The following is a 20,845-nucleotide window of genomic DNA, read 5'->3' as shown; positions in this document are numbered from 1 at the left end:
AACCTCTAGTAACTACAGGTATTACGCTGTTCCTAAGATAGACGAACTTGGAGCACCGTGCGATGAGTAACTCAAAATCCGCTACGACGACCACCCTGCGTGTGCAGGGCATGGACTGCGGCGGCTGCGAACGTAAAGTCGAATCAGCGCTAAAGCGCTTAAACCACGTTGATCAAGTCTCCGCGAGTTCACTGGCGGGGTCGGTACAACTCACCCCATCGCCAGGGCAATCGCTGGCACGCACTGAAATTGAGGCGACGATTAGCGCTCTCGGTTACCGGGTGTTAGATGAGTCGGCGGACACGGCTGAATCGAAAAAATCGCCTTCTTGGTGGCAATCGCCAAAAGGGCGACTGGTGATAGTCAGTGGCGCATTGCTGGCGCTTGCCTGGGGGCTTAAATTTGCCTGGCCTGCGCTGGGCAGTTGGCCCTTTATCGCGGCGACGCTGGTTGGCCTGGTGCCGATTATTCAGCATGCCTGGCAAGCGCTCAAATTGGGCAACCCCTTCACCATTGAAATGCTGATGAGCATTGCCGCCGTGGGGGCGCTGGCCATTAACGCCGCAGCTGAAGCGGCGGTGGTGGTGTTTCTGTTTGCCGTGGGTGAGCTGCTGGAGGGTGTTGCTGCTGCTCAAGCCCGGCGCAGTATCTCGGCACTTTCCAAGCTGACACCCTCCACCGCGCGATTACTCGATCAGGGCGAAGTGCGCGAAATAGCCGCTGCTTCGCTTCAGCCGGGGCAACGGGTACAGGTACGCCCCGGGGACAGGCTGCCCTGCGATGGGCAAATTGCCGCCGGCCGCTCCTCAATCGATGAGTCGCCGGTCAACGGCGAGTCGGTGCCACGGGAGCGTGGCGAAGGCGATACGGTGTTTGCTGGCACCGTCAATCTAAACGGTGTGCTTGAAGTTGAGGTAACCCGCAGCGCTGAAAATAACACTATCGCCCGGGTGATTAAGCTGGTGGAGGAAGCCCAGGCAGCAAAAGCGCCGGTGGCGCGTTTTATTGACCGCTTTGCGTTTTACTATATGCCTGCGGTGGTGGGTGTGGCGTTGCTGGTGGCTATCGTGCCGCCGCTGGTGTCGTCGATGCTATGGTCAGAATCCATCTACCGCGCTTTAGCGCTGCTGCTGATTGCCTGCCCCTGTGCGCTGGTGATTTCGACGCCCGCGGCGATTGCGGCGGGGTTATCGGTGGGTGCCCGCAACGGCCTGTTAATGAAAGGTGGTGCGGTGTTAGAGCAGCTAGGCAAGCTCAAACGGGTTGCGTTGGATAAAACCGGCACGCTGACCGCGGGCAAGCCCATGGTAACGGATGTGGAGAGCTTTAATGGCGGCCTTGCTGTTAAAAACAGTAGCGATGAAATAGTGCGCCTGGCCGCCGCCCTGGAGCAGGGGTCAAGCCACCCCCTTGCCGTCGCTATTAGCGACTATTTTCATAAGGTCTGTTTTCAAAATAATGGCGCCCAGCAGCCAGAATCTATGTTGCCCAAAGTAGACGGTGGACGGGCGCTAGCGGGGCAGGGCGTAGCCGGGCAGGTGGAAGGGCGTGAGCTGATGCTCGTTAGCCCACGCTACTTGCAACGCTCAAGTAATTCAGCACATGAATGGAGCGCACGTATCGAGGCATTGGAAACTCAAGGTAAAAGCCTCGCGGTATTGGTAGAAAACGGGCGGCCTATTGGGTTGATCGCCCTGCGTGATGAGCCTCGTGAAGATGCACAAAAGGGTCTTCAAGCGTTAGCGCGCTTAGGTGTTCAAGCCGTTATGCTAAGCGGAGACAATGCCCGCACCGTAGCCGCTATAGGTGAACAGTTAGGCATTGAAGCGGAAGGCGAGTTAATGCCCGAAGACAAAGCTCAGCGCGTGCGCCAATGGCAAGCACAAGGACTGGGGCCAGTGGGCAAAGTAGGCGATGGTATTAACGATGCACCGGCGCTCGCCGCGGCAGAGGTGGGCATCGCCATGGGCAGTGGCACCGATGTGGCGCTTGAAACTGCCGATGCCGCGCTGCTTAAAAACCGGGTAGGCGGGATTGCCGAAATGATCGCGCTCTCCCGGGCCACCATGCGCAACGTCAAAACCAACGTGGCGTTGGCGCTTGGCTTTAAAGCGCTGTTTTTGGTCTCGACGGTGCTGGGGTTTACTGGGATGTGGGTCGCGGTAATGGCAGACACCGGGGCGACCGTGTTGGTCACCCTCAATGCGTTGTACCTACTGCGTTACCGCTTTAATGACATTAGTTAGAAAGTGATCGGCTAGAAAGAGGCGGACTAGTTGCTCTGTACGCCTTAGCCCTGAACGTATTCCACCAGCGCCTGGGCGAAGGAGTCGGTAGAGCCAGTGCCGCCCATATCGGGGGTGACCATATCGCGGCGAGTTTCCAGCACGGTACGAATACCCTGGCGGATAGCGGTACCTTTCTCCGCCATGCCCAGGTGATCAAGCATCTGGGCAGCGGCTAGCAGCAGCGCGCAAGGGTTGGCGATATTTTTGCCTTCGATATCCGGTGCTGAGCCGTGCACGGCCTCAAAGATCGCCGCCTTTTCGCCGATATTCGCCCCTGGGGCCAAGCCCAAACCGCCCACTAATCCAGCGCAAAGGTCAGAGAGAATATCGCCAAACAGGTTGGTGGTGACCACCACATCAAACTGATGCGGGTTCATTACCAGCTGCATGCAGGCGTTATCGACGATCATCTCTTGGAATTCGATCTCGGGGTACTCTTTGGCGATTTCGCGCGCCACGTCCAAAAACAGCCCTGAGCTGGTTTTGATGATATTGGCTTTATGCACCGCGGTGACTTTTTTGCGGCCATTGTTTTTAGCCAGCTCAAAGGCGTAACGCACAATACGCTCGGAGCCTTTGCGAGTGACTTTTATCACTGAAATGCCGGTGTCACCGTCGTCGATCATTTCCTGGCCGTCGGAAAGATACGCGCCTTCGGTGTTTTCGCGCACGGTGATCATATCAATGTCGTCGTAACGCGAACGGGTGCCGGGGAAGCTAATCGCCGGGCGCACGTTCGCGTAAAGATCAAAGTGACGGCGTAGCTGAACATTAATCGAAGAAAAACCCTTGCCAATCGGCGTGGTTAGCGGGCCCTTCAGAGCAATGCCGTACTTCTCAATGGCATCCAACGATTCATGAGGAATCAACGTGCCATGCTTTTCAAGCGCACCTAAGCCAGCGTCAATATGCTGGTAGGTTAAGCCGCAATCTAACGCGTCGAGTACTCGCAGCGTGGCGTCCATAATCTCGGGGCCGATGCCGTCGCCCTTGATGACTGCAATAGATTGGCTCATGTACTGCTCCTCTTTAATCTGCTTATCGGTGGGCGTGTCTAACAGCAACGCTGTTAGACAAAAACCGTGCCGCTTCAACGTGAATAGTTGGGAATCAATGTCTCTTTTAACGCCGCAATGGTACGTCAAAAGCAGTCCTAAGGTCACTCTGCCTAAAGTAGAGGATTATTTTGCTTAGCGATGGAACTAAATCAGCAACGTTAGACGTTAGGTGCAATGCAACACGATTGCTGGTAGGATACGCCACTTTGTCGCACCGTGCTTTCTGCAATGCTCTGTTCGCAACACTCTTTTGTAACAGGAAAGAATCTTGCCAATGACCATATTCACACAGCGTTTCTCTGGGTTGATGACTCCACCCTAGCCCTCCAAGCCCCCCTTTAAGGTGCTGATAGTGCTTTCACTGCTCTGTCATAGCTTTCTGGTACTTGTTTTTAGCGGCCAAAGTTCTTAACGGCTAGTTTTTAACGCTCAAATTTCAAGCACCTGAATTTAGCCGTACCTAACGCTAGCTCATCATTATTTAAAATAAAAAGCTGATCATCCCAGCGTGCCAATGTGTTGGCGGTGCTTCCTATAGTTGGCTGCGCTGTTCGACTGCTTTTGGCCTGTTATTAACCTAAAACCGTGGACCCCTCGCATGTACGAAAAGTTTAAACAATCTTGGCTCTCTAACCTCAAGGGCGACACCCTTGCGGGGATTGTCGTGGCGCTAGCGCTTATACCCGAGGCCATCGCGTTCTCGATTATCGCAGGCGTTGACCCCAAAGTAGGCCTTTACGCCTCATTCGCTATCTGTGTGGTTATTGCTTTTACCGGCGGCCGTTCTGGCATGGTGTCAGCGGCAACAGGCGCCATGGCGTTACTGATGATCACACTGGTGAAAGAGCACGGTTTGGAATACCTGCTGGCCACCACGATTTTAACCGGTGTGTTGCAGATTATTGCTGGCTATCTAAAGCTCGCTGAGTTGATGCGCTTTGTATCGCGCTCGGTGGTCACTGGCTTTGTCAACGCGTTGGCTATTCTAATCTTTATGGCCCAGTTGCCAGAATTAACCGACGTTACTTGGCACGTTTATGCCATGACCCTTGCAGGCTTAGCCATCATTTATGGCTTTCCTTATGTGCCGGTCGTCGGCAAAGCAATTCCTTCGCCACTGGTATGTATTGTTGTTCTTACCGTCGTGTACATGATGACCGGTATGGAGATTCGCAGCGTTGGCGATATGGGTGAATTGCCGGATAGCCTACCGATGTTTTTGTGGCCCGATGTGCCGCTAAATCTCGAAACCTTGATGATCATTCTACCGACCGCACTGATGCTAACCGTAGTGGGCCTGCTTGAGTCCATGATGACCGCAACAATCATTGATGACTTAACCGATACCAAAAGCGATAAAAACCGCGAGTGTAAAGGCCAGGGTATTGCCAACATCGGTTCAGGCTTAATTGGTGGTATGGCAGGCTGTGCCATGATTGGTCAGTCGGTGATCAATATTAAATCAGGTGGTCGTCGTCGTACCTCAACGTTAATTGCCGGTATTTCATTGTTATTGATGGTAGTTTTCCTGGCCGACTGGGTATCACAGATTCCCATGGCTGCTCTTGTAGCGGTAATGATTATGGTGGCGATCGGTACCTTTAGCTGGGAATCGATCCGCGATCTGAAGAAGCACCCCATGAGTACTAACTTTGTCATGGTGGCTACCGTTATCGTGACTGTCGGTACTCACAACTTGGCGATTGGCGTATTTGTTGGCGTGTTACTAGCGGCAATGTTCTTTGCCAACAAAGTTGGCAACATCATGTACATCGGCTCTAAAGAAATTGAGGCTGGTAAAGAACGTGAATACGATGTTGTGGGTCAAGTGTTCTTTGCTTCATCCGAGCGCTTTATCGCCGCCTTCGACTTTAAAGAGAGCATTGATAAAGTCACCATCAATCTTTCCCGTGCGCACTTCTGGGATATCACTGCCGTTCAGGCGCTGGATCGCGTGGTGATTAAATTCCGCCGTGAAGGTACCGAAGTAGAGATGGTGGGCTTGAGCGAAGCCAGCGCGACGGTGGTGGATCGCTACGCGGTACACAATGACCCCGAAGCGGTTGAAAAGTTAATGGGCGGCCACTAATCAAGACAAGGAGAGCGATATGTCAGAACAGGTATTAGCCGCCATTGACGGCTCCCAGTTTTCCGAAGGTGTGTGCGATTACGCCGCCTGGGCAAGCTTGGCCATGGATGCACCGTTAACCTTTGTGCATGTGGTCGACAACCACTCAGAAGTACCCGAAGAGCAGAACCTTTCCGGCAACCTGCGTTTCGGTGCCCGCGAACGGCTGATGAAAGAGCTTTCTGAGCTTGATGAGCAGCGCGCTAAGGTCAATCGCGAACAGGGCAAGCTGATGCTGGAAGCGGCCAAAGCGCGAGCTTTGGAAGATGGGATCAGTGATCCCATTACCCGCCAGCTCAACGGTACTCTGGTTGAAACGCTAGTAGAACTTGAAAAAGACGTACGGTTGCTGGTGGTGGGTAAGCGCGGAGAAACTGCACACCAGGCCAGTGGCCACCTCGGCTCTAATCTTGAGCGGGTAGTGCGTGAAATGCACCGCCCGATCCTCATGGTGCCGAAGACTTTCAAGCGTCCTGAAAAGATCCTGATGGCCTTTGACGGTAGCAAAACCGCCCGCAAGGGCGTTGAAATGCTGGCGCGTTCACCGCTATTTACAGGCACTGAATGCCACGTGCTCATCGTGGGAGCAGAGACGGCTGAACGCCGCTCTGAACTTGAGTGGGCGTTAAATACATTACGTGACGGCGGTCATCAAGCCGAAGGCGCGATTCGTGCCGGTGAAGTAGACGAAGCGCTACAGGCTTACGAAAAAGAGCACAGCATTGATCTACTGGTGATGGGGGCCTACGGGCACTCGCGTATTCGCCATTTATTAGTAGGTAGCACCACAACGGCCATGCTACGTGGTAGCCGCATACCGGTACTGATTTTGCGCTAAGGCTTAATAAGCCGCAGCGCATAACCGTTTAGCTCGCATTGCGTATTACCTTCGCAGCCGGCCCTCGCTTGTTGAGTGTGCCGGCTTTTTTATACTTAGGAGACGCTAATGAAGTCTTTTCAGCTTAATAAAACGGATATCACTATTAATGAGACAGATACCCATTTCTCAATAGAGAACGCTTATGTAAAGCCTGCTACCCGAGAGCATATAAACGCCTTGGGCAGCGGAGTGATTGGTGAAGCATGGATGATCTCGCAACCTTTTCAGGAAGGCCCTTCGATGATTAAATTTGCACCACCCCAAAGTAGTGATGTTAATACTAAAACGCTGGCTTTATGGGCCAAGTGCTATCGTAAAATTATTATTGTGTCAGAGCGCGAAGAACTTACTACGCTTTCTATTCCTCTTCCCGGCGCCAATTCTCATGTCCAAGGCGGTGAGGAGGCTGTACGGGAAGCTGTTTTCGCATTGAGTGATCAACTGCAACACGCGAAACACCTGCAACACTTACACCTTTATGCTTCCGATGAAGAGAGCGTATGGGCATTATTCAACTCGGCGTCTTAATCTAGCCGTCTAGGTATTACGCCGCTTGAAACTGTTGGCTTTCCAGCTCTTCGATAAACGACGAGGGCTGATCGTGGTAGGTAAGGTCAAGCTGGTGCATCGCCCGTGTACAGGCCACGTAGAGTAAGTTGCGCTCCATATCCGTTGCGTAATGGGTGGCCGTTACCTCGGGCACAATCACACGGTCAAATTCCAAGCCCTTCGCCATATGGGCAGTACAGATAATAATGCCTTGCCCAAAAGCAGTGCTTTGCTCAGTGAGTAACTGTAGCTTATCGAATTGTCCTTCTAACGCTTTAAAAACGAGACTGGCCTGCTTTTGGGTTTTGCACACAATACCTAAGGTGTTATGCGTTGAGGCTGTAAACTCATGGGCTAGTTGCTGAATGGCAGTGTGCGATTGCTTACGCGATGAGCAGCGGTGAATGGCAGGCGGTTTGCCATGGCGCTCAATCGGCTCTAGGTCGGGGTTATAGGCGATATGCTGGGCGAAGCGAGAGATCTCGATACTCGAGCGGTAGCTTTTATTCAGCGTCACGTACATGGACTGACGCAGCACCTGGCGTATCTGCTCGGCTTTCGAGGCGCTATAGGGGTTAACCGATTGGTAGCTATCGCCTAGCACGGTTTTTTTGCAACGAAACAGCTGACCAATCACCGCGTACTGGACTGGCGTATAGTCCTGCATTTCATCGATTAACAGATGCTTGGCATTCCGCCAGCGGGAGTGCACGCCCTCTAAGCGCATCTTTAGGTAGATCAGGGGGAATACATCGGCGTACTCAAGGCGCCCCCGGGAAGCCGTTTTGAACAGTTCGGGTTTTCCCAGCCAAGTGTAAAACTCCTTATAGGTCTCGCGCAGGGTTTTCTGTTTTAACATACCCTTAATGGTGGCTTTTAACGTCTTGCGCTCGTCGGGCTCTAAATCATAGTTATACTGATTGCCTATTTTTTGCTCTATTTCCCAGCTCACCTGCCTGAGTCGCTCATTGGTGGGTAGGTTGCGATGCTTTTTAAACACCTCCTCCAGTAACCAGCCAGGCACCAATCGCCGTGCAATCCAAATATCTTCAGCTTTAAAACGCGTTGCCTCTACTTCGGCTGCATAACGATCGAGTTCTTTAAGGAATTCTGGTGAGGCTTTGAAATGCAGGCGTGCTTTCATGGCCTCGCCATTCTTTTCCAGTAGCACCGTGGTTTGTTCAAAGAATGTCTCAAAAAGGTACTGACTGCTGAGAAGCTCATCGGCCAGGGTTTCCATACCCACCTGATTAACCGTCTCTTCCCCCAGTTCGGGCAGCACGTTGGCGATGTAGTCAGAAAACACCTGGTTGGGCGAGATTATTAATATATCTTCTGAAGTGAGCGTGTCTTTAAATCGATACAGCAGAAAAGCAATCCGGTGCAGCGCAATCGAGGTTTTTCCGGAGCCTGCTACCCCCTGAATAATCAAGGTATGGGCTTCGTCGTTACGGATAATCGCATTTTGATCACGCTGAATGGTGGCGACGATGTTCTTCATCGTGTCGTCAGAGGCTTGGCTCAGCGTGTCCTGAAGCACGTCATCGACCACATGCACATCGCTATCGATCATTAGCTCGATGTTGGCTTTTTTGATTCTGAATTGACGCTTAAGGGTGATGTGGCCACTAATCTCCCCCTTTGGGCTCTGATAGCTGGCGGGCCCGGTTTCGTAATCGTAAAACAGTGATGCAATAGGTGCCCGCCAGTCATGTACACGGCTGTGACCGGCCAAATCATCATAAAAGTGGTGAATGCCGATATAGATAGGCGTGGGAGCTGCGTCAGAAGTGCCTTGCCGGGAAAAATCGAAACGCCCAAAGTAGGGGGAATGTCTGAGTTTTTCGAGCTTATGGCGGCGTGCCAGCGCATTATCGCCGGTCATCACCGCCTGCTCAATGGACTCGCGCGCGGAGATCTTCTCGATGTGATCCATTTCATCCCGGCTTGTCCATAAATACTCTTTCTGGGCCTGTATATCCTCTGCATAAGCCGCTAAGCGCTGATTGATTTCTTCTATGTTAAGGTCAATGCGTTCAAGGGTGTGCATTAATTGGCGGTGTTCGGCGTCGCGTTGGGAGGTCTCAGTTTTAGTATCCATGGTGCCTGTTAAGTAAGAAAATAGTGATGTTGTACCGGACTAGAAAGGCCGTTAGAAAAGCTTATTCATCCATGTAACGCCAAGCCTGCACGCCGCGCACCAAGGCGCGGTTGGTAACGCTCAAAAACCGCCCGCGCTCTAAAATAGCCGATGTCACGCCAGCTCCATGGATATCGCGATAAACCACAAGCAGGGGTGCTTTGGCGTTGGTGGGTAAATAACTGTGCACGCTAGTCCACTCAGTGGATGTTGTTAATTCGTCGATGTTGGGGATAAAGGCGTTTTGTAATTGCATGGTCGCTCCACTCACAGGTCGTTTTGGCAAAGTCATTGCGTTTTGAAACGCAATGAATGCATAGCGTTGTCTGGATGGAGGAGCGCTAGGGTGGGGTAGGGCAGAAGCCGTTGTGTAACCGTGCCATTGAGTTGCCTCATGCAGTTACCAGCGACCTTAAACAAAGGTATCTGGTGTAGGTTGCAGCGAAATCTTACCACGATTGACCGCTAGTCAGGTTTGGTGTTCCGTAGGGTGTTTTTACCGCAAGGGTCGGCCAAGCGCTATGATGTGAATTCGTCAAGCGCTTGGCCCCGCATTAGTGATTCATAAACGGATCTATCTTGTAACGCTAAATGCAGACACGTTCTAGGCGAAGACCTGTGTCCATTCATCGCGCTTTTCAAGCAAATTACTAGCAAGCGCTTGCGCGCCTTTTAAACTATGGCTGGCAGCCCAGCCGCACTGCATTTCGTTGCAAGCCGGGACTTCGGTGGCTATCAAGATATCTTCCAACGTCTGCTCAATAATGGAGAGCACATCGTCGTAGTCATCGTGATTAATCATCGCGATATAGAATCCTGTCTGGCACCCCATCGGGCTGATATCCACGACCTTATCGGTATGATTACGCGAAAGTTCAGCCATCAGGTGTTCGAGTGAGTGCAGCGCAGGCATTTCCATATGGGCCTGGTTGGGTTGGCAAATGCGTAAGTCATATTTATGAATACGGTCGCCGTTCTGACCTTCTTTAATATCGGCTAGGCGCACATAAGGAGCTTTTACCTTGGTGTGATCCAGGTTGAAGCTCTCGACGTTCATCTTCTGTTCTGTCATCTGTGGATATCCTGTGGCTAATAGGTGCGTAGGCTGTGGCTTATTGGCAGGTTGACCAATAGAGCTCAGCCTACGGCACATTTACATGGTGAATTATCGTTAAAGCTGTGCCGCTTGGCGCAGTGCATCGGCTTTATCGATTTTTTCCCAAGGAAAAGCGGTAAACGTTTCTACCTGCGCTTGGCCTTTATCGTCGACCCAGTGGTAGCTATGCTCAAATGGCTCGCGCCCAAAGTGTCCGTAGGCGGCGGTGAGCTGATACATGGGGTGTAGCAAATCAAGCATAGTGGTAATAGCAAAGGGTCTAAGGTCAAAGTGCTCGCGAACAAGGGCCACGATCTTGGCATCGTCGATGGTGCCGGTGCCAAAGGTATCAATGGCCACAGACGTCGGTTCTGCGACACCGATAGCGTACGAAATTTGTATTTCACACTTATCGGCTAGCCCTGCAGCGACAATATTTTTAGCGACATAGCGGCCCGCGTAGGCAGCACTGCGGTCAACCTTTGAGGGGTCTTTCCCTGAGAAAGCACCACCGCCGTGGCGTGCCATGCCGCCGTAGGTATCAACGATGATTTTTCGGCCCGTGAGGCCACAATCACCGACCGGGCCGCCAATCACAAATTTACCCGTTGGATTAATATGGTACTGGGTGTGCTCATCTAGCCATTCGGCGGGGATGACCTGCTCAATCACTTCGTGCTTAATAATGCTGCGCAGCTCTTCCTGGTTAATGCTGGGGTCGTGCTGTGTGGATAGCACGACGGCATCGACTCCGCAGGGCATGCCTTCTGCGTTGTAGCGAAAGGTGACTTGGCTTTTGGCGTCGGGGCGTAGCCACGGTAATAATCCGTGCTGTCTGAGCTCAGCCTGACGCTCGACTAAGCGGTGTGAATAGTGGATCGGCGCTGGCATAAACGATTCGGTTTCGTTAGTGGCATAACCAAACATTAAGCCTTGGTCACCCGCACCTTGGTCTTCGGGTTTGGTGCGATCAACGCCTTGGGCAATATCAACGCTCTGTTTGCCGATTAGGTTCACCACACCGCAAGTGGCGCCATCAAAGCCAACATCTGAAGAGTTATAGCCAATGTTGGTAATGACGTCGCGAACCAGTGTTTCCAGATCCACCCATGCTGAGGTGGTGATTTCGCCCGCGATAATAGCCACACCGGTTTTCACCATGGTCTCGCAAGCCACCCGCGCCTGCTTGTCACGAGCGATGATGGCATCTAACACCGCATCAGAAATTTGGTCGGCAATTTTGTCAGGATGCCCTTCTGAAACGGATTCGGATGTAAATAGGGTAAAGGTGTTTTGCATCAAGTAGTCCAATGATCGAAATATGAGTCATGACGAATTTTTAGCGTAAGCATCAACAACAACTTAGCTAACGCGGTTATAGCCACCGATTACACCCTTTTTACTAAGCACAAACTGCCAAAGCTGTATGTCACGAGCACGAAATGCGCCAGCACAGCTCAGCAGGTAGTAACGCCACATACGGTAAAAACGCTCGCTGAATTGGTCTTTAAACTGGGGCCAATTGGCTTCAAAGTTATCGTGCCAAGCCATCAGTGTGCGATCGTAATCCGCCCCGAAGTTGTGAACATCCTCCACCACAAACAGCGATTCCGCTGCGTTAGTCACTTGGCTCAGGGCAGGGAGTTCGCCATTGGGGAAGATATATTTATCAATCCAGGGGTCGGGGGAGGTGTGGCGCACATTTTTGCCAATGGTATGCAGTAAGAAGAGACCGTCATCTTTTAAACAGCGGTTAGCGACTTTCATGTACTCACGGTAGTTTTTACGGCCCACATGCTCAAACATGCCGACGCTGACAATGCGGTCAAACTGCTCTGTCTCATCGCGATAATCTTTTAACCGGAACTCAACGGGAAGCCCGCTCTGCATTAGCTGTTTGCCGTACTCGGTTTGCTCTTTTGAAATTGTCAGGCCCACGCACTCAACGCCGTAATGTTCGGCGGCGTAAGCCATAAAGCTGCCCCAACCACAGCCAATATCCAGCACGCGCATACCGGGTTTTAGTTCGAGCTTGCGGCAAATTAGATCAAGCTTTGCTTCCTGGGCTTCGTCGAGTGTCTTGGCATCTTTCCAGTAGCCGCAGGTATAGGTCATGCGCTTATCGAGCATGGCAGCGTAAAACTCGTTGCCAAGGTCGTAATGCGCTTCACCTACTTGAAACGCACGTTTAGCGGTTTGTAAGTTAACTAAACGTGTTTTTAGGTGGTGAAACACCAATTTGCTGTGATTGACCTGATCTGGCAGCCGTGCACGCATCAGTTTGAAAAAGAACTTATCAAGCTGTGCAGCGTCCCAATCACCGTCCATATAACGCTCGCCGAGGCCGAGATTGCCCCTTGCTAAGGCGTCTTCTATCACCCCATGGGCATTTAGCTGCATATCCCAGGGACGATCACCATTGATCTGAATATCTGCTTTTTCAAGCAGGCTAGCTACAAACCGCTGGGAGGAGGAGGTTTCGTCGAAGAATGCCGTATGGGGGATGGGTAAATTTTGCAATTCGATAGCCTTGTTTGAAGATTAAAAAACTTACCAATCAATGGGTAAGCACTTTTAGTCTGAGTGGTCAAACAAAGCTTAGGGAGGGTCAGTAGTCATCATTGCCAGCACTTATTGCATTTGCCAATAAATAACTGATTGTTTTTCATGTGATTAGACATGAGAAGCAATCAAGCGGAGTGCATAAATGTCAGGCAATCAGCTAGGGTGGAGTCATCAACCCTGAGAGTAGGTGGGGCATGTTTTATGGTCCTGTTGATGTTCAATCGACAGCGAAAAATCTTCGCTAAAGAAGCCTGTTAGCCAGGAACCGCGACGATAATGTTAGCAGAATAAAGATCCGTTGGCACCCTGGGGTCGCTTAAGTATAGGTACCATAGTGATGTGCTGGCAGTCACTTACTGGGTAGCTAGCCAGGGGAAGCCAGCATGCAAGCGCTGCGTTAAAAGACATCGCTTAGAGCTTGTAGGGTGTCAGTCGTCTCCATCAAAAAATGCTTATATTGCAATGCGCTTCTATGCTGATAGACAGGTTGTGATCTATTCACTCACAGGAATAGCGCGAGGAGCCTGCTGTGAACATGCCTATGTTGGAAAAACCACCTGTTGGCTTCGATGGAGCCTCGACTTCTCACCGTTTTGTTGCCGATTTGTTGGCCCAAGCTGATATTCAGTTCGATGGCAATCGCCCTTGGGATATGCAGTTGAAAGCGCCCGGCGTTATCGATAGCGTCCTTTCGCGAGGTAATCTTGGGCTTGGCGAAAGCTACATGAAGGGGGAGTGGGACGCGGAGCAACTAGACGACCTATTTTACCGGTTAATGCGTGCTCAACTCGGGCAGCGCATCAAGCCTACCCAGTTGGTTTATCACTCGCTGCGGTCGCGCCTGCTGAATCGTCAAACGGCTAAGCGCGCCTGGGAAGTGGGCGAAAAGCATTACGATCTTGGCAATGACTTCTACGCTGCCATGCTAGACCAGCGCATGACCTATACCTGTGGCTACTGGAAACATGCTCAAACCCTGGACGAGGCTCAGGAAGCCAAACTCGACCTGGTCTGCCGTAAATTGCAATTAAAGCCTGGCATGCAAGTGTTGGATATCGGCTGCGGCTGGGGGAGTTTTATGGCCTACGCTGCTGAGCATTATGGTGTTGAGTGCGTGGGCCTGACTATCTCCAAAGAACAAGCGGAGTTCGGGCAACGGCTGATCAAAAAAGGGCTGCCGGTAGCGTTTCGCTTGCAGGATTACCGTAATGAAAGCGAGCAGTTTGACCGTATCGTTAGTATCGGCATGTTCGAGCATGTGGGGCATAAAAACTACCGTGAATATATGAGCGTTGCTAACCGCTGCTTAAAAGATGAAGGGCTGTTTTTGCTGCATACCATCGGCAAGAACGTAAGCCACACGGTGACTGACCCATGGATTGATAAGTATATTTTCCCCAATGGTGAACTGCCCACCTTGGGGCAAATCACGGATGCCGCTGAAGCCTTGTTTGTGGTGGAGGATGTTCATAACTTTGGGACCGATTACGACCGCACCCTGATGGCGTGGCACCATAACTTTGAGAGGCACTGGCCATCATTTAAAGCCCAGTATGGCGAGCGTTTTTATCGCATGTGGCGCTACTACTTGCTTATGTGCGCAGGTGCTTTCCGGGCCAGGGAAATTCATCTTTGGCAGTTGGTGATGAGTAAGCAGGGTGTGCTGGGAGGATACACTCGCGTTAGCTAATGGCTATCTACCCATAAGATTTTCAAACTAGGGTTCCGGCAGTAACTTACTGGGCACCCAGCGTAAGAAGGCCACCATGCCAAATAGCTCCACCAATGATTGAAACACAATCACCACGACAGCGGCCTGCCAGGCGCTAGGTAGCGTCAGGGCGATAGGCAGCATCACAAAAGAGTTACGCGTACCAAAACTAAACGCCAGGGTTCGGGCGCTAGTGGTTGGCAGTTTAAACAACTTGCCAAGCCCCTTACCCAATAGTGCTGCAAAGACTAGAAAGCCGATAAAAATAAACACAACCTGAACTAATACCTGACTAAGTCCCAGCACTGTTTTAATTTGCGATGCAGCGATGATGAACACCACTAACGCCAATAAAGGTACCGGCAGTAACCCCAGTTTATGCACGATACGTTCAACTGCTTTATGTCGTTGGGCGGCGTATTCCGTTAACCAGGCTAGCGCTAAGGGCGTAAGGATAAGCCCCGCAAAAGCGCGAAGCAGCTCGGTTGAAAGCGTTAACTGAAACCATTCACTGCCTAAAAACAGCCACAGATAAACCGGGAGTGCGATCATCTGCACCAGTAGCAGTAGCGGAGTGGCAGCAACCGCCCGAGCGGTATCCCCTTTGCCTAAATGCGTGAAAGTAATAAACCAATCGGTGCAGGGCACCAGCAAGACCAGTAAAACGCCAGCCAAGACAGGAGGGGAGAGCGGTAGCCAAACAACTAAAAGCGCTAAAAAGGCTGGAATGGCGATAAAATTACCGACCATCAGCGCAGCCATAAAACGCTTATCTTTCATGCTCTGAGCAATATGCAGCAGGGGGATTTGGGTAAAGGTGGCGTAAAGCAGTAGGCCGAGTAATGGCCAAAGCAAGCGTTCGAGCTGCTCAGCGAATGCTGGTGCCCCGATGCCTAGCGCCAGGCCTAAACTGATGAACACTAGGTAGAGCCAAGACTGATGCTTTTCCATCTGTTCGCGCATGCGGACTAACCCTGTGGCTGACTGTTTGGCTAACGAAAAAGCGCAATGCGCTCACCCACGACGGCGGCGCCCAGCCAAAGGGGCAGGCTGACCACAATATAAATCAGCGCAACCCCAGGTTGGCCTAACTGCACCAGATGCAACGTCTCTAAGCTAAACAGCGAAAAAGTGGTAAAGCCACCGCAAAAGCCGGCGACCAGCAACGGTTGTAAAGGCGCTAGCTGGCCGTGAGGGAAGCGTGAAATGGTGGCCGCCAGCCAGCCAATCAAACAGGAGCCTAGCACGTTGACGATGAGTGTCCCCCAGGGGAAGTAACCCCCAAGTGCTGCCTGGGATAACATCGAAACGCCGTAACGCAGCACGCTGCCAAGTCCACTACCCACTCCTACGGCTAAATACGCTTTCCAGACGCTCATAGGGAGCCTCCAGTGACCAGCCAGCCTAATGTGACCATGGCTAAACCGAGCAGCAGGGTGGCGCTAACATTGAGCCCCGCACGCAGCGCTTGGCCGCTCTGCCATAGCTCAATGGTTTGTAGGCTAAAAGAAGAAACCGTGGTGTAGCCCCCTAGCAGCCCGACCACCATAAATAGCCAAAAAAGCGAAGGTTGCTCGCTGGGTATGCCCTGGCTGCCTAATAAACAGCCTGCGATAAAGGCACCGCTGGCGTTAACGACCAGTGTTCCCCAAGGAAAGGCTTTACCGCACCAGCGCGCCATCAGGTTAGAAATGCCAAATCGCCCCATGCCACCGAGTGCGCCGCCCAACGCCACTAGCAGTACGCTTATTAAGCCATGCCCCATGCTCGCCCCCCTTCGATCACTTAATGAATAGGTCACAATGAACAGGTCACTCAATGAATGAGTTACTCAGTTAATGGGCTGCTAAATTAATAGGCTGCTAAGTGTAGCATGCACGTTTTAGAGTGTCCGAACAGTACGAAAGAACGTTTTAGACTGTCGCTGGTCAATGAGTTCGTGTAGAAAAGGATGAGAATATAACAACAACGTTGATGCACCCGCTCAAGGAGAAGTAACTCATGTCAGATCGCGTATTGGCAGCTATTGATAGTTCTCAGTTTTCAGAAGGTGTGTGTGATTACGCAGTATGGGCTGCCAAAGCACTGGATGCACCGCTCAGTTTTATTCATACGGTAGATAACCATGTCCAGGTAGCCGAGCCCGATTTAACCGGTAATCTAGGCCTGGGTACCCGGGAACATCTGCTGGAAAAGCTCTCCGGCATTGAAGAGCAGCATGCCAAGGTTTCCCGTGAACGCGGTCGCCTGCTGTTGGATGCCGCCAAGGAGCGTGCGGCCAACGCCGGTATTGCTGACCTTTTATGCTTGCAGCGCAATGGCACCCTGGTGGAAACCCTGGTTGAGAACGAAAAAGAAGTGCGTTTGTTGGTGGTGGGCAAGCGCGGCGAGACGGCGCACCAAGCCAGCGGCCATTTAGGTTCCAACCTTGAGCGCGTGGTGCGGGAAATGCACCGGCCGATTCTTATGGTGCCCAAACAGTTCACTCAACCGCATAACGTGATGATGGCCTTCGACGGCAGTAACACGGCCCGTAAGGGCGTCGAAATGCTGGCCAAAAGCCCACTGTTTGAGGGTGCCACCTGCCATGTGGTGATTGTCGGTGCAGAAACCGCTGAAAACCGTTCGCAGCTTGCCTGGGCACTGGAAATCCTGCGTGAAGCTGGGCACACCGCGGAAGGAGCCATACGCGCAGGCGAGGTGGAAGAGACGCTGCGTACCTATAAGCAAGATCACGATATCGATATGCTGGTGATGGGGGCCTATGGTCACTCGCGGATTCGCCACCTGTTAGTTGGCAGTACCACCACCACGATGTTGCGTAAGGCGCAACTTCCGGTACTGATTTTGCGCTGATCGTTGCACTTTTATGGCTCAGCCGTGATATTGGAGGCTTCCCGAAGAACGCGCTGGGCCAGTAGCCAACCGGCGATAATAAACACCAGCATGCCCAATAGCAGCGCATGAAACGGAGCGCCCGCGCTGATGGCCAACCCTAGCACCGCAGGCGCGACGCCGGTGGAAAACACCATGGCAGCGCTAAGCGCGGAACGTACCCGACCCAGATGCTTAGCCCCCCATAGCTTAATCAACAGGCCAGAGGCAATCAGCTCCTGTGCACCCATGGCTAAGCCACCCCCGACCATTAGGGCCCAAATACTGATATTTCCGCCGATGGTTAACGCCATTAGCATGGCGATGGCGTAGGGCAGCAGGTACAAGCGCGCGAGCTTCACCGGGCCAAGTTTATCTACCCAGCGGCCGCCCAATAACGCCCCTGGGAGTTTGGCTATCCCCATGCCAGTTAGCGCCAGGGCATAAACGGCCAGCGAGCTATCGAGGGCTGCGGTTAATTGGGCCTGATAAATAAACAGCCCGGTCATGGTGATAGGCAGGGCCATGAGCAGCGGCATGAGCAGCCAAAAGCGTTTTTCCCGAAAGGGGCGAGGGCCGTGGGGCGTTTGTTTTGTCGGTTTAACGCCCGGTGCGCTGGGCCATGGCACTTTGAATAGTAGCCACAGCCACGGCAGGGCGATAACGCCACACATCAGCCACCAGAAGGTTTGCCAACTGCTCCAAATAAGCGCAGCAGCTACCAACGGAGGTAGTAGCGCTTCACCCAGTGGGATTCCCAGGTTAGCCAGCCCAATGGCGCGGCCGCGCATGGTGGAAAACTCACGCGCAGCTAGGGTATTGCCCAAGTGGGTCAACATACCCTGGCCACATAGCCGTACTATGCCAAGGCCGACTATCCCTAGCCACCACCAGGGCGATAAGGTAAGCAGCACAACGCCGGTTAATAGCAGGGTTAAAACGATGGCCGCAAAGCGCCGGGGGTTAATCCAGTCAATGGTAGGCCCAAAGCGCAGCATGCAGAACCCCGCTATTAGGGTAACCACGGCATAGGCAGTGCCGAACTGGCCAACGCTGAGCCCGAGGCTGTCTGAAAGGGGCGCTTGAAAAAGGCCAATAAAATAGCTCTGCCCAAGGCTAGAGCTAAACATTGCTAGAAAAGCGATACTGAGTACGCTGCGGTGATCGCGCAGCAGGGTGCGATAGCCCATCGTAACGTTCCCTTCGCGATCAAATAATTAGTAGGTTAACGATTGTTGGTTAATGATTGTAGGCTAACTGGAGGCGCAGATGAATCACCCTGAGGTGGATATAGCCGTTATCCGTGAGAAATTGCTGTCGCTAGATGCCACGCTTCGCGAGGAAAGCGCCAGCAGTGAAGACTCCCGGGATACGGTGATGTTGGATCAAACGTCGGTAGGGCGGCTGTCGCGGATGGATGCGATGCAGGGGCAGGCGATGGCTAAAGCAGGCGAGCAGCGCCGCCAGTTAAAGCTGAAGCAAATTGCCGCTGCCCTGCAACGCATTGACAGTGAAAGCTTTGGTGAGTGTATCGAGTGCGGCGAGTGGATTGGAGCCAAACGCCTCACCTGGGATCCGTTAGTGCTTAAGTGTATTGAGTGTGCTGATTAATCCTTAAAACTTAGTCCTCAAAACTTAGTCCTCAAAACTTGGTCCTTAAAACTTGGTTCTTAAAACTTGGTTCTTAAAACTTAGCCCTGAGACCTTAGCCGCCTAGGCTTCGGCAGCCGCTTCTTTATGCTGGCGCTTTTCCACTGTTAGGGCTGAGTTAATGCCTGACAGCAGCGCTTTGAGCGATGCGCTTACTGTGTCGCTATCCTCGGCCACCGCACAGAGCCGCTGGCCATCGATATTGAGCTGAACGAAGGCGATCGCATTGGCTTCGCTGCTGGCACCCAGCGAGTGCTCGCTGTAATCGATAATCCCCACGCTGCTGCCGGAGTGGCGCTGCCATGCATCGGTAAACGCGGACATGGCACCGTTCCCTTTGCCTGAGAGGCGCAGCGTTTCGTTACCCTGTTGCAGCGTGACCTCAATGCCTTCCTGCTGACCTTTGGAAAGCCGATAGTCGACAAGCGTGAGCGGCGCCTCTTGAGTGAAATTATCGAACATCACCTGGCGAATTATTTCGCTGGAAAGCTCGCTGGCGCGCTGTTCGCTCTCTTGCTGCACGTAAGGCGCCAAGGCGAGCATCATCCAGCGCGGGAGGTTGATGCCATAATCGCGCTCCAGCAGGAAAGCCATGCCGCCCTTGCCGGACTGACTGTTGACGCGAATCACCGCCTGGTAGTCGCGGCCGATGTCATGGGGATCGATGGGCAGATACGCCACTTGCCAGGGCTCGTCGGGCTTTTGATGCTTGAGGGACTTACGAATCGCATCCTGGTGGCTGCCCGAGAAGGCGGTATACACCATTTCACCTACCCAGGGGTGGCGCGGGTGCATGGTAATACCGGTGCACTCGTGAACCACCTGAATGATTTCATCGGGGTTGGAGAGATCCAGTTGCGGGTCGATGCCTTGGCTATAAAGGTTCATGGCCAGGGTGACGATATCCATATTGCCGGTACGCTCGCCGTTGCCCAGTAGGGTGCCTTCCACCCGCTCGGCACCCGCTAGCAGGGCGAGTTCAGCCGAGGCGACGGCGCCACCGCGGTCATTATGGGTGTGCACCGAGATAATTACGCTGTCGCGGCGGCTGATATGCTGGCAGAAGTACTCTATCTGATCGGCGTGATGGTGCGGCCCCGCCACCTCCACCGTGGTGGGCAGGTTGAGAATACACTTGTTATCCGGCGTTGGCTGCCAGACATCCATCACCGCTTCGCATATCTCCAGCGAGAAATCGATCTCTGTACTGGAAAAACTCTCTGGGGTGTATTCGAAACACCATTCAATGTCTGGGTACTGATCGGCGTAGGTTTTGACCCAGGTGGCCCCTTGCACCGCGATATCGACAATCCCGGCGCGATCCATCTCAAACACCCGCTCGCGCTGAATGGTCGAGGTAGAGTTATACAAGTGAACAATGGCGCGCTTGGCGCCGACCAAGGAGGCAAAGGTCTTTTCGATCAGGTGTTCACGGCACTGCACCAGTACCGCAATGGTGACGTCATCGGGAATTTGATTCTCTTCGATCAGCCAGCGCACAAAGTCGTAGTCGGGCTGGCTGGCGGAAGGAAAGCCGACCATGACTTCTTTGATACCCACTTTAACGATCTGCTGCCAGAAGCGCTGCTTCTGCTCAACGGTCATCGGCTCAAGCAGCGCCTGATTGCCGTCGCGTAGGTCTTCGCTCACCCAGATCGGGGCGTGATCTAGATCACGATCCGGCCATTGGCGATTGAAGGCAGGCACACGGGGCGCAGGACGATATTTGCGATGATCGAAAGCAGACATTGTGAACTTCCTGAAAGTAGTGGTCTTCCTGAAATAACCGTTTTATGGATCGCGGCTGCTTGTGGCGGCCGTACTGAGTGATTGGCTGCTTTTGGCAACGGGTACAGTGTAAAGGGTTTGCTGCGCTAGGTTCTTGCGAAGATAGGGTGTGTAAGGC

At 52.7% G+C, this 20,845-nt stretch carries 18 protein-coding genes; 7 read left to right on the top strand and 11 right to left on the bottom strand.

The window, feature by feature from the left end; translation table 11 throughout:
• Nucleotides 1–62 precede the first annotated feature (62 nt).
• On the top strand, nt 63–2,246 hold the full coding sequence (locus tag J7J49_RS09280; RefSeq protein WP_215091992.1) for a heavy metal translocating P-type ATPase: 2,184 nt from the start codon (nt 63–65) through the stop codon (nt 2,244–2,246).
• A gap of 44 nt (nt 2,247–2,290) precedes the next feature.
• Here the strand turns inward: J7J49_RS09280 and J7J49_RS09275 are convergent, their stop codons facing one another.
• Nucleotides 2,291–3,304: an isocitrate dehydrogenase gene (locus J7J49_RS09275; RefSeq protein WP_215091990.1), complete on the bottom strand. Its 1,014-nt coding sequence runs from the start codon at nt 3,302–3,304 to the stop codon at nt 2,291–2,293.
• 640 nt (nt 3,305–3,944) lie between these two features.
• Between J7J49_RS09275 and J7J49_RS09270 the strand changes: the two genes are divergently transcribed.
• The 3 genes from J7J49_RS09270 to J7J49_RS09260 all read left to right on the top strand — a co-directional run bounded on the left by J7J49_RS09270 (nt 3,945) and on the right by J7J49_RS09260 (nt 6,882).
• A complete protein-coding gene (locus J7J49_RS09270; RefSeq protein ID WP_215091988.1) occupies nt 3,945–5,435 on the top strand; it encodes a SulP family inorganic anion transporter in 1,491 nt (496 codons plus the stop codon).
• 19 nt (nt 5,436–5,454) lie between these two features.
• A complete protein-coding gene (locus tag J7J49_RS09265; protein ID WP_064234306.1) occupies nt 5,455–6,312 on the top strand; it encodes a universal stress protein in 858 nt (285 codons plus the stop codon).
• 108 nt (nt 6,313–6,420) lie between these two features.
• On the top strand, nt 6,421–6,882 hold the full coding sequence (locus tag J7J49_RS09260) for a hypothetical protein (protein WP_215091986.1): 462 nt from the start codon (nt 6,421–6,423) through the stop codon (nt 6,880–6,882).
• 16 nt (nt 6,883–6,898) lie between these two features.
• Here J7J49_RS09260 and J7J49_RS09255 read toward each other — a convergent pair whose 3' ends face one another.
• The 5 genes from J7J49_RS09255 to cfa (J7J49_RS09235) all read right to left on the bottom strand — a co-directional run bounded on the left by J7J49_RS09255 (nt 6,899) and on the right by cfa (J7J49_RS09235) (nt 12,659).
• The gene (locus tag J7J49_RS09255) at nt 6,899–9,004 is read right to left on the bottom strand and encodes a HelD family protein (RefSeq protein ID WP_215091984.1); all 2,106 of its coding nucleotides are present in this window, start codon (nt 9,002–9,004) and stop codon (nt 6,899–6,901) included.
• Between the two features lie 61 nt (nt 9,005–9,065).
• Nucleotides 9,066–9,299, bottom strand: a complete 234-nt coding sequence (locus tag J7J49_RS09250; protein WP_007113691.1) for a hypothetical protein — start codon at nt 9,297–9,299, stop codon at nt 9,066–9,068.
• 348 nt (nt 9,300–9,647) lie between these two features.
• Nucleotides 9,648–10,115 (bottom strand): S-ribosylhomocysteine lyase, encoded by a 468-nt coding sequence (locus J7J49_RS09245; protein ID WP_215091982.1) that lies wholly within the window; start codon nt 10,113–10,115, stop codon nt 9,648–9,650.
• A gap of 99 nt (nt 10,116–10,214) precedes the next feature.
• On the bottom strand, nt 10,215–11,438 hold the full coding sequence (metK, locus tag J7J49_RS09240; protein WP_215091980.1) for a methionine adenosyltransferase: 1,224 nt from the start codon (nt 11,436–11,438) through the stop codon (nt 10,215–10,217).
• Nucleotides 11,439–11,501: 63 nt separating this feature from the next.
• Nucleotides 11,502–12,659 (bottom strand): cyclopropane fatty acyl phospholipid synthase, encoded by a 1,158-nt coding sequence (gene cfa, locus J7J49_RS09235; protein WP_251048221.1) that lies wholly within the window; start codon nt 12,657–12,659, stop codon nt 11,502–11,504.
• A gap of 574 nt (nt 12,660–13,233) precedes the next feature.
• On the opposite strand from cfa (J7J49_RS09235), the gene cfa (J7J49_RS09230) reads away from it, so the two are divergent.
• Complete coding sequence (cfa, locus tag J7J49_RS09230) at nt 13,234–14,394, top strand: cyclopropane fatty acyl phospholipid synthase (RefSeq protein ID WP_502793509.1); 1,161 nt, start codon at nt 13,234–13,236, stop codon at nt 14,392–14,394.
• A 27-nt stretch (nt 14,395–14,421) separates the two neighbouring features.
• On the opposite strand, the gene J7J49_RS09225 is transcribed toward cfa (J7J49_RS09230), so the two are convergent.
• Genes J7J49_RS09225 through crcB (J7J49_RS09215) form a run of 3 tightly spaced genes read right to left on the bottom strand, consistent with a single transcriptional unit; the run spans nt 14,422 to nt 16,180 of the window.
• Nucleotides 14,422–15,378, bottom strand: coding sequence for an arsenic resistance protein (locus J7J49_RS09225; RefSeq protein WP_215091978.1), 957 nt, complete (start codon nt 15,376–15,378; stop codon nt 14,422–14,424).
• Nucleotides 15,379–15,407: 29 nt separating this feature from the next.
• Complete coding sequence (gene crcB / locus J7J49_RS09220; RefSeq protein ID WP_215091976.1) at nt 15,408–15,794, bottom strand: fluoride efflux transporter CrcB; 387 nt, start codon at nt 15,792–15,794, stop codon at nt 15,408–15,410.
• Complete coding sequence (gene crcB / locus J7J49_RS09215) at nt 15,791–16,180, bottom strand: fluoride efflux transporter CrcB (RefSeq protein ID WP_215091969.1); 390 nt, start codon at nt 16,178–16,180, stop codon at nt 15,791–15,793. The genes crcB (J7J49_RS09220) and crcB (J7J49_RS09215) overlap by 4 nt, the downstream gene beginning before the upstream one ends.
• Before the next feature lie 236 nt (nt 16,181–16,416).
• Here crcB (J7J49_RS09215) and J7J49_RS09210 point away from each other — a divergent pair, with 236 nt between their 5' ends.
• Nucleotides 16,417–17,271 carry a universal stress protein gene (locus J7J49_RS09210; RefSeq protein ID WP_215091967.1) on the top strand — a complete coding sequence of 285 codons (855 nt, stop codon included), beginning with the start codon at nt 16,417–16,419 and terminating at the stop codon, nt 17,269–17,271.
• Nucleotides 17,272–17,282: 11 nt separating this feature from the next.
• Here the strand turns inward: J7J49_RS09210 and J7J49_RS09205 are convergent, their stop codons facing one another.
• The gene (locus J7J49_RS09205) at nt 17,283–18,479 is read right to left on the bottom strand and encodes an MFS transporter (protein WP_215091965.1); all 1,197 of its coding nucleotides are present in this window, start codon (nt 18,477–18,479) and stop codon (nt 17,283–17,285) included.
• A 79-nt stretch (nt 18,480–18,558) separates the two neighbouring features.
• Here J7J49_RS09205 and J7J49_RS09200 point away from each other — a divergent pair, with 79 nt between their 5' ends.
• Nucleotides 18,559–18,900, top strand: coding sequence for a TraR/DksA family transcriptional regulator (locus J7J49_RS09200; RefSeq protein WP_215091963.1), 342 nt, complete (start codon nt 18,559–18,561; stop codon nt 18,898–18,900).
• A 102-nt stretch (nt 18,901–19,002) separates the two neighbouring features.
• Here J7J49_RS09200 and J7J49_RS09195 read toward each other — a convergent pair whose 3' ends face one another.
• Nucleotides 19,003–20,688, bottom strand: coding sequence for a 2-isopropylmalate synthase (locus J7J49_RS09195; RefSeq protein WP_064234316.1), 1,686 nt, complete (start codon nt 20,686–20,688; stop codon nt 19,003–19,005).
• Nucleotides 20,689–20,845 lie beyond the last annotated feature (157 nt).

It is taken from the genome of Halomonas sp. ISL-56, assembly GCF_018612805.1.
GTDB lineage: Bacteria > Pseudomonadota > Gammaproteobacteria > Pseudomonadales > Halomonadaceae > Vreelandella.
Note: the sequence above shows the minus strand (reverse complement) of the source record. Positions and strands in the feature narration are given on the sequence as shown.

Coding starts and splice junctions, on each gene's coding strand:
- J7J49_RS09280 (WP_215091992.1), top strand. CDS start 63: ATGAGTAACTCAAAATCCGCTACGACGACCACCCTGCGTGTGCAGGGC.
- J7J49_RS09275 (WP_215091990.1), bottom strand. CDS start 3,304: ATGAGCCAATCTATTGCAGTCATCAAGGGCGACGGCATCGGCCCCGAG.
- J7J49_RS09270 (WP_215091988.1), top strand. CDS start 3,945: ATGTACGAAAAGTTTAAACAATCTTGGCTCTCTAACCTCAAGGGCGAC.
- J7J49_RS09265 (WP_064234306.1), top strand. CDS start 5,455: ATGTCAGAACAGGTATTAGCCGCCATTGACGGCTCCCAGTTTTCCGAA.
- J7J49_RS09260 (WP_215091986.1), top strand. CDS start 6,421: ATGAAGTCTTTTCAGCTTAATAAAACGGATATCACTATTAATGAGACA.
- J7J49_RS09255 (WP_215091984.1), bottom strand. CDS start 9,004: ATGGATACTAAAACTGAGACCTCCCAACGCGACGCCGAACACCGCCAA.
- J7J49_RS09250 (WP_007113691.1), bottom strand. CDS start 9,299: ATGCAATTACAAAACGCCTTTATCCCCAACATCGACGAATTAACAACA.
- J7J49_RS09245 (WP_215091982.1), bottom strand. CDS start 10,115: ATGACAGAACAGAAGATGAACGTCGAGAGCTTCAACCTGGATCACACC.
- metK (WP_215091980.1), bottom strand. CDS start 11,438: ATGCAAAACACCTTTACCCTATTTACATCCGAATCCGTTTCAGAAGGG.
- J7J49_RS09225 (WP_215091978.1), bottom strand. CDS start 15,378: ATGCGCGAACAGATGGAAAAGCATCAGTCTTGGCTCTACCTAGTGTTC.
- crcB (WP_215091976.1), bottom strand. CDS start 15,794: ATGAGCGTCTGGAAAGCGTATTTAGCCGTAGGAGTGGGTAGTGGACTT.
- crcB (WP_215091969.1), bottom strand. CDS start 16,180: ATGGGGCATGGCTTAATAAGCGTACTGCTAGTGGCGTTGGGCGGCGCA.
- J7J49_RS09210 (WP_215091967.1), top strand. CDS start 16,417: ATGTCAGATCGCGTATTGGCAGCTATTGATAGTTCTCAGTTTTCAGAA.
- J7J49_RS09205 (WP_215091965.1), bottom strand. CDS start 18,479: ATGGGCTATCGCACCCTGCTGCGCGATCACCGCAGCGTACTCAGTATC.
- J7J49_RS09200 (WP_215091963.1), top strand. CDS start 18,559: ATGAATCACCCTGAGGTGGATATAGCCGTTATCCGTGAGAAATTGCTG.
- J7J49_RS09195 (WP_064234316.1), bottom strand. CDS start 20,688: ATGTCTGCTTTCGATCATCGCAAATATCGTCCTGCGCCCCGTGTGCCT.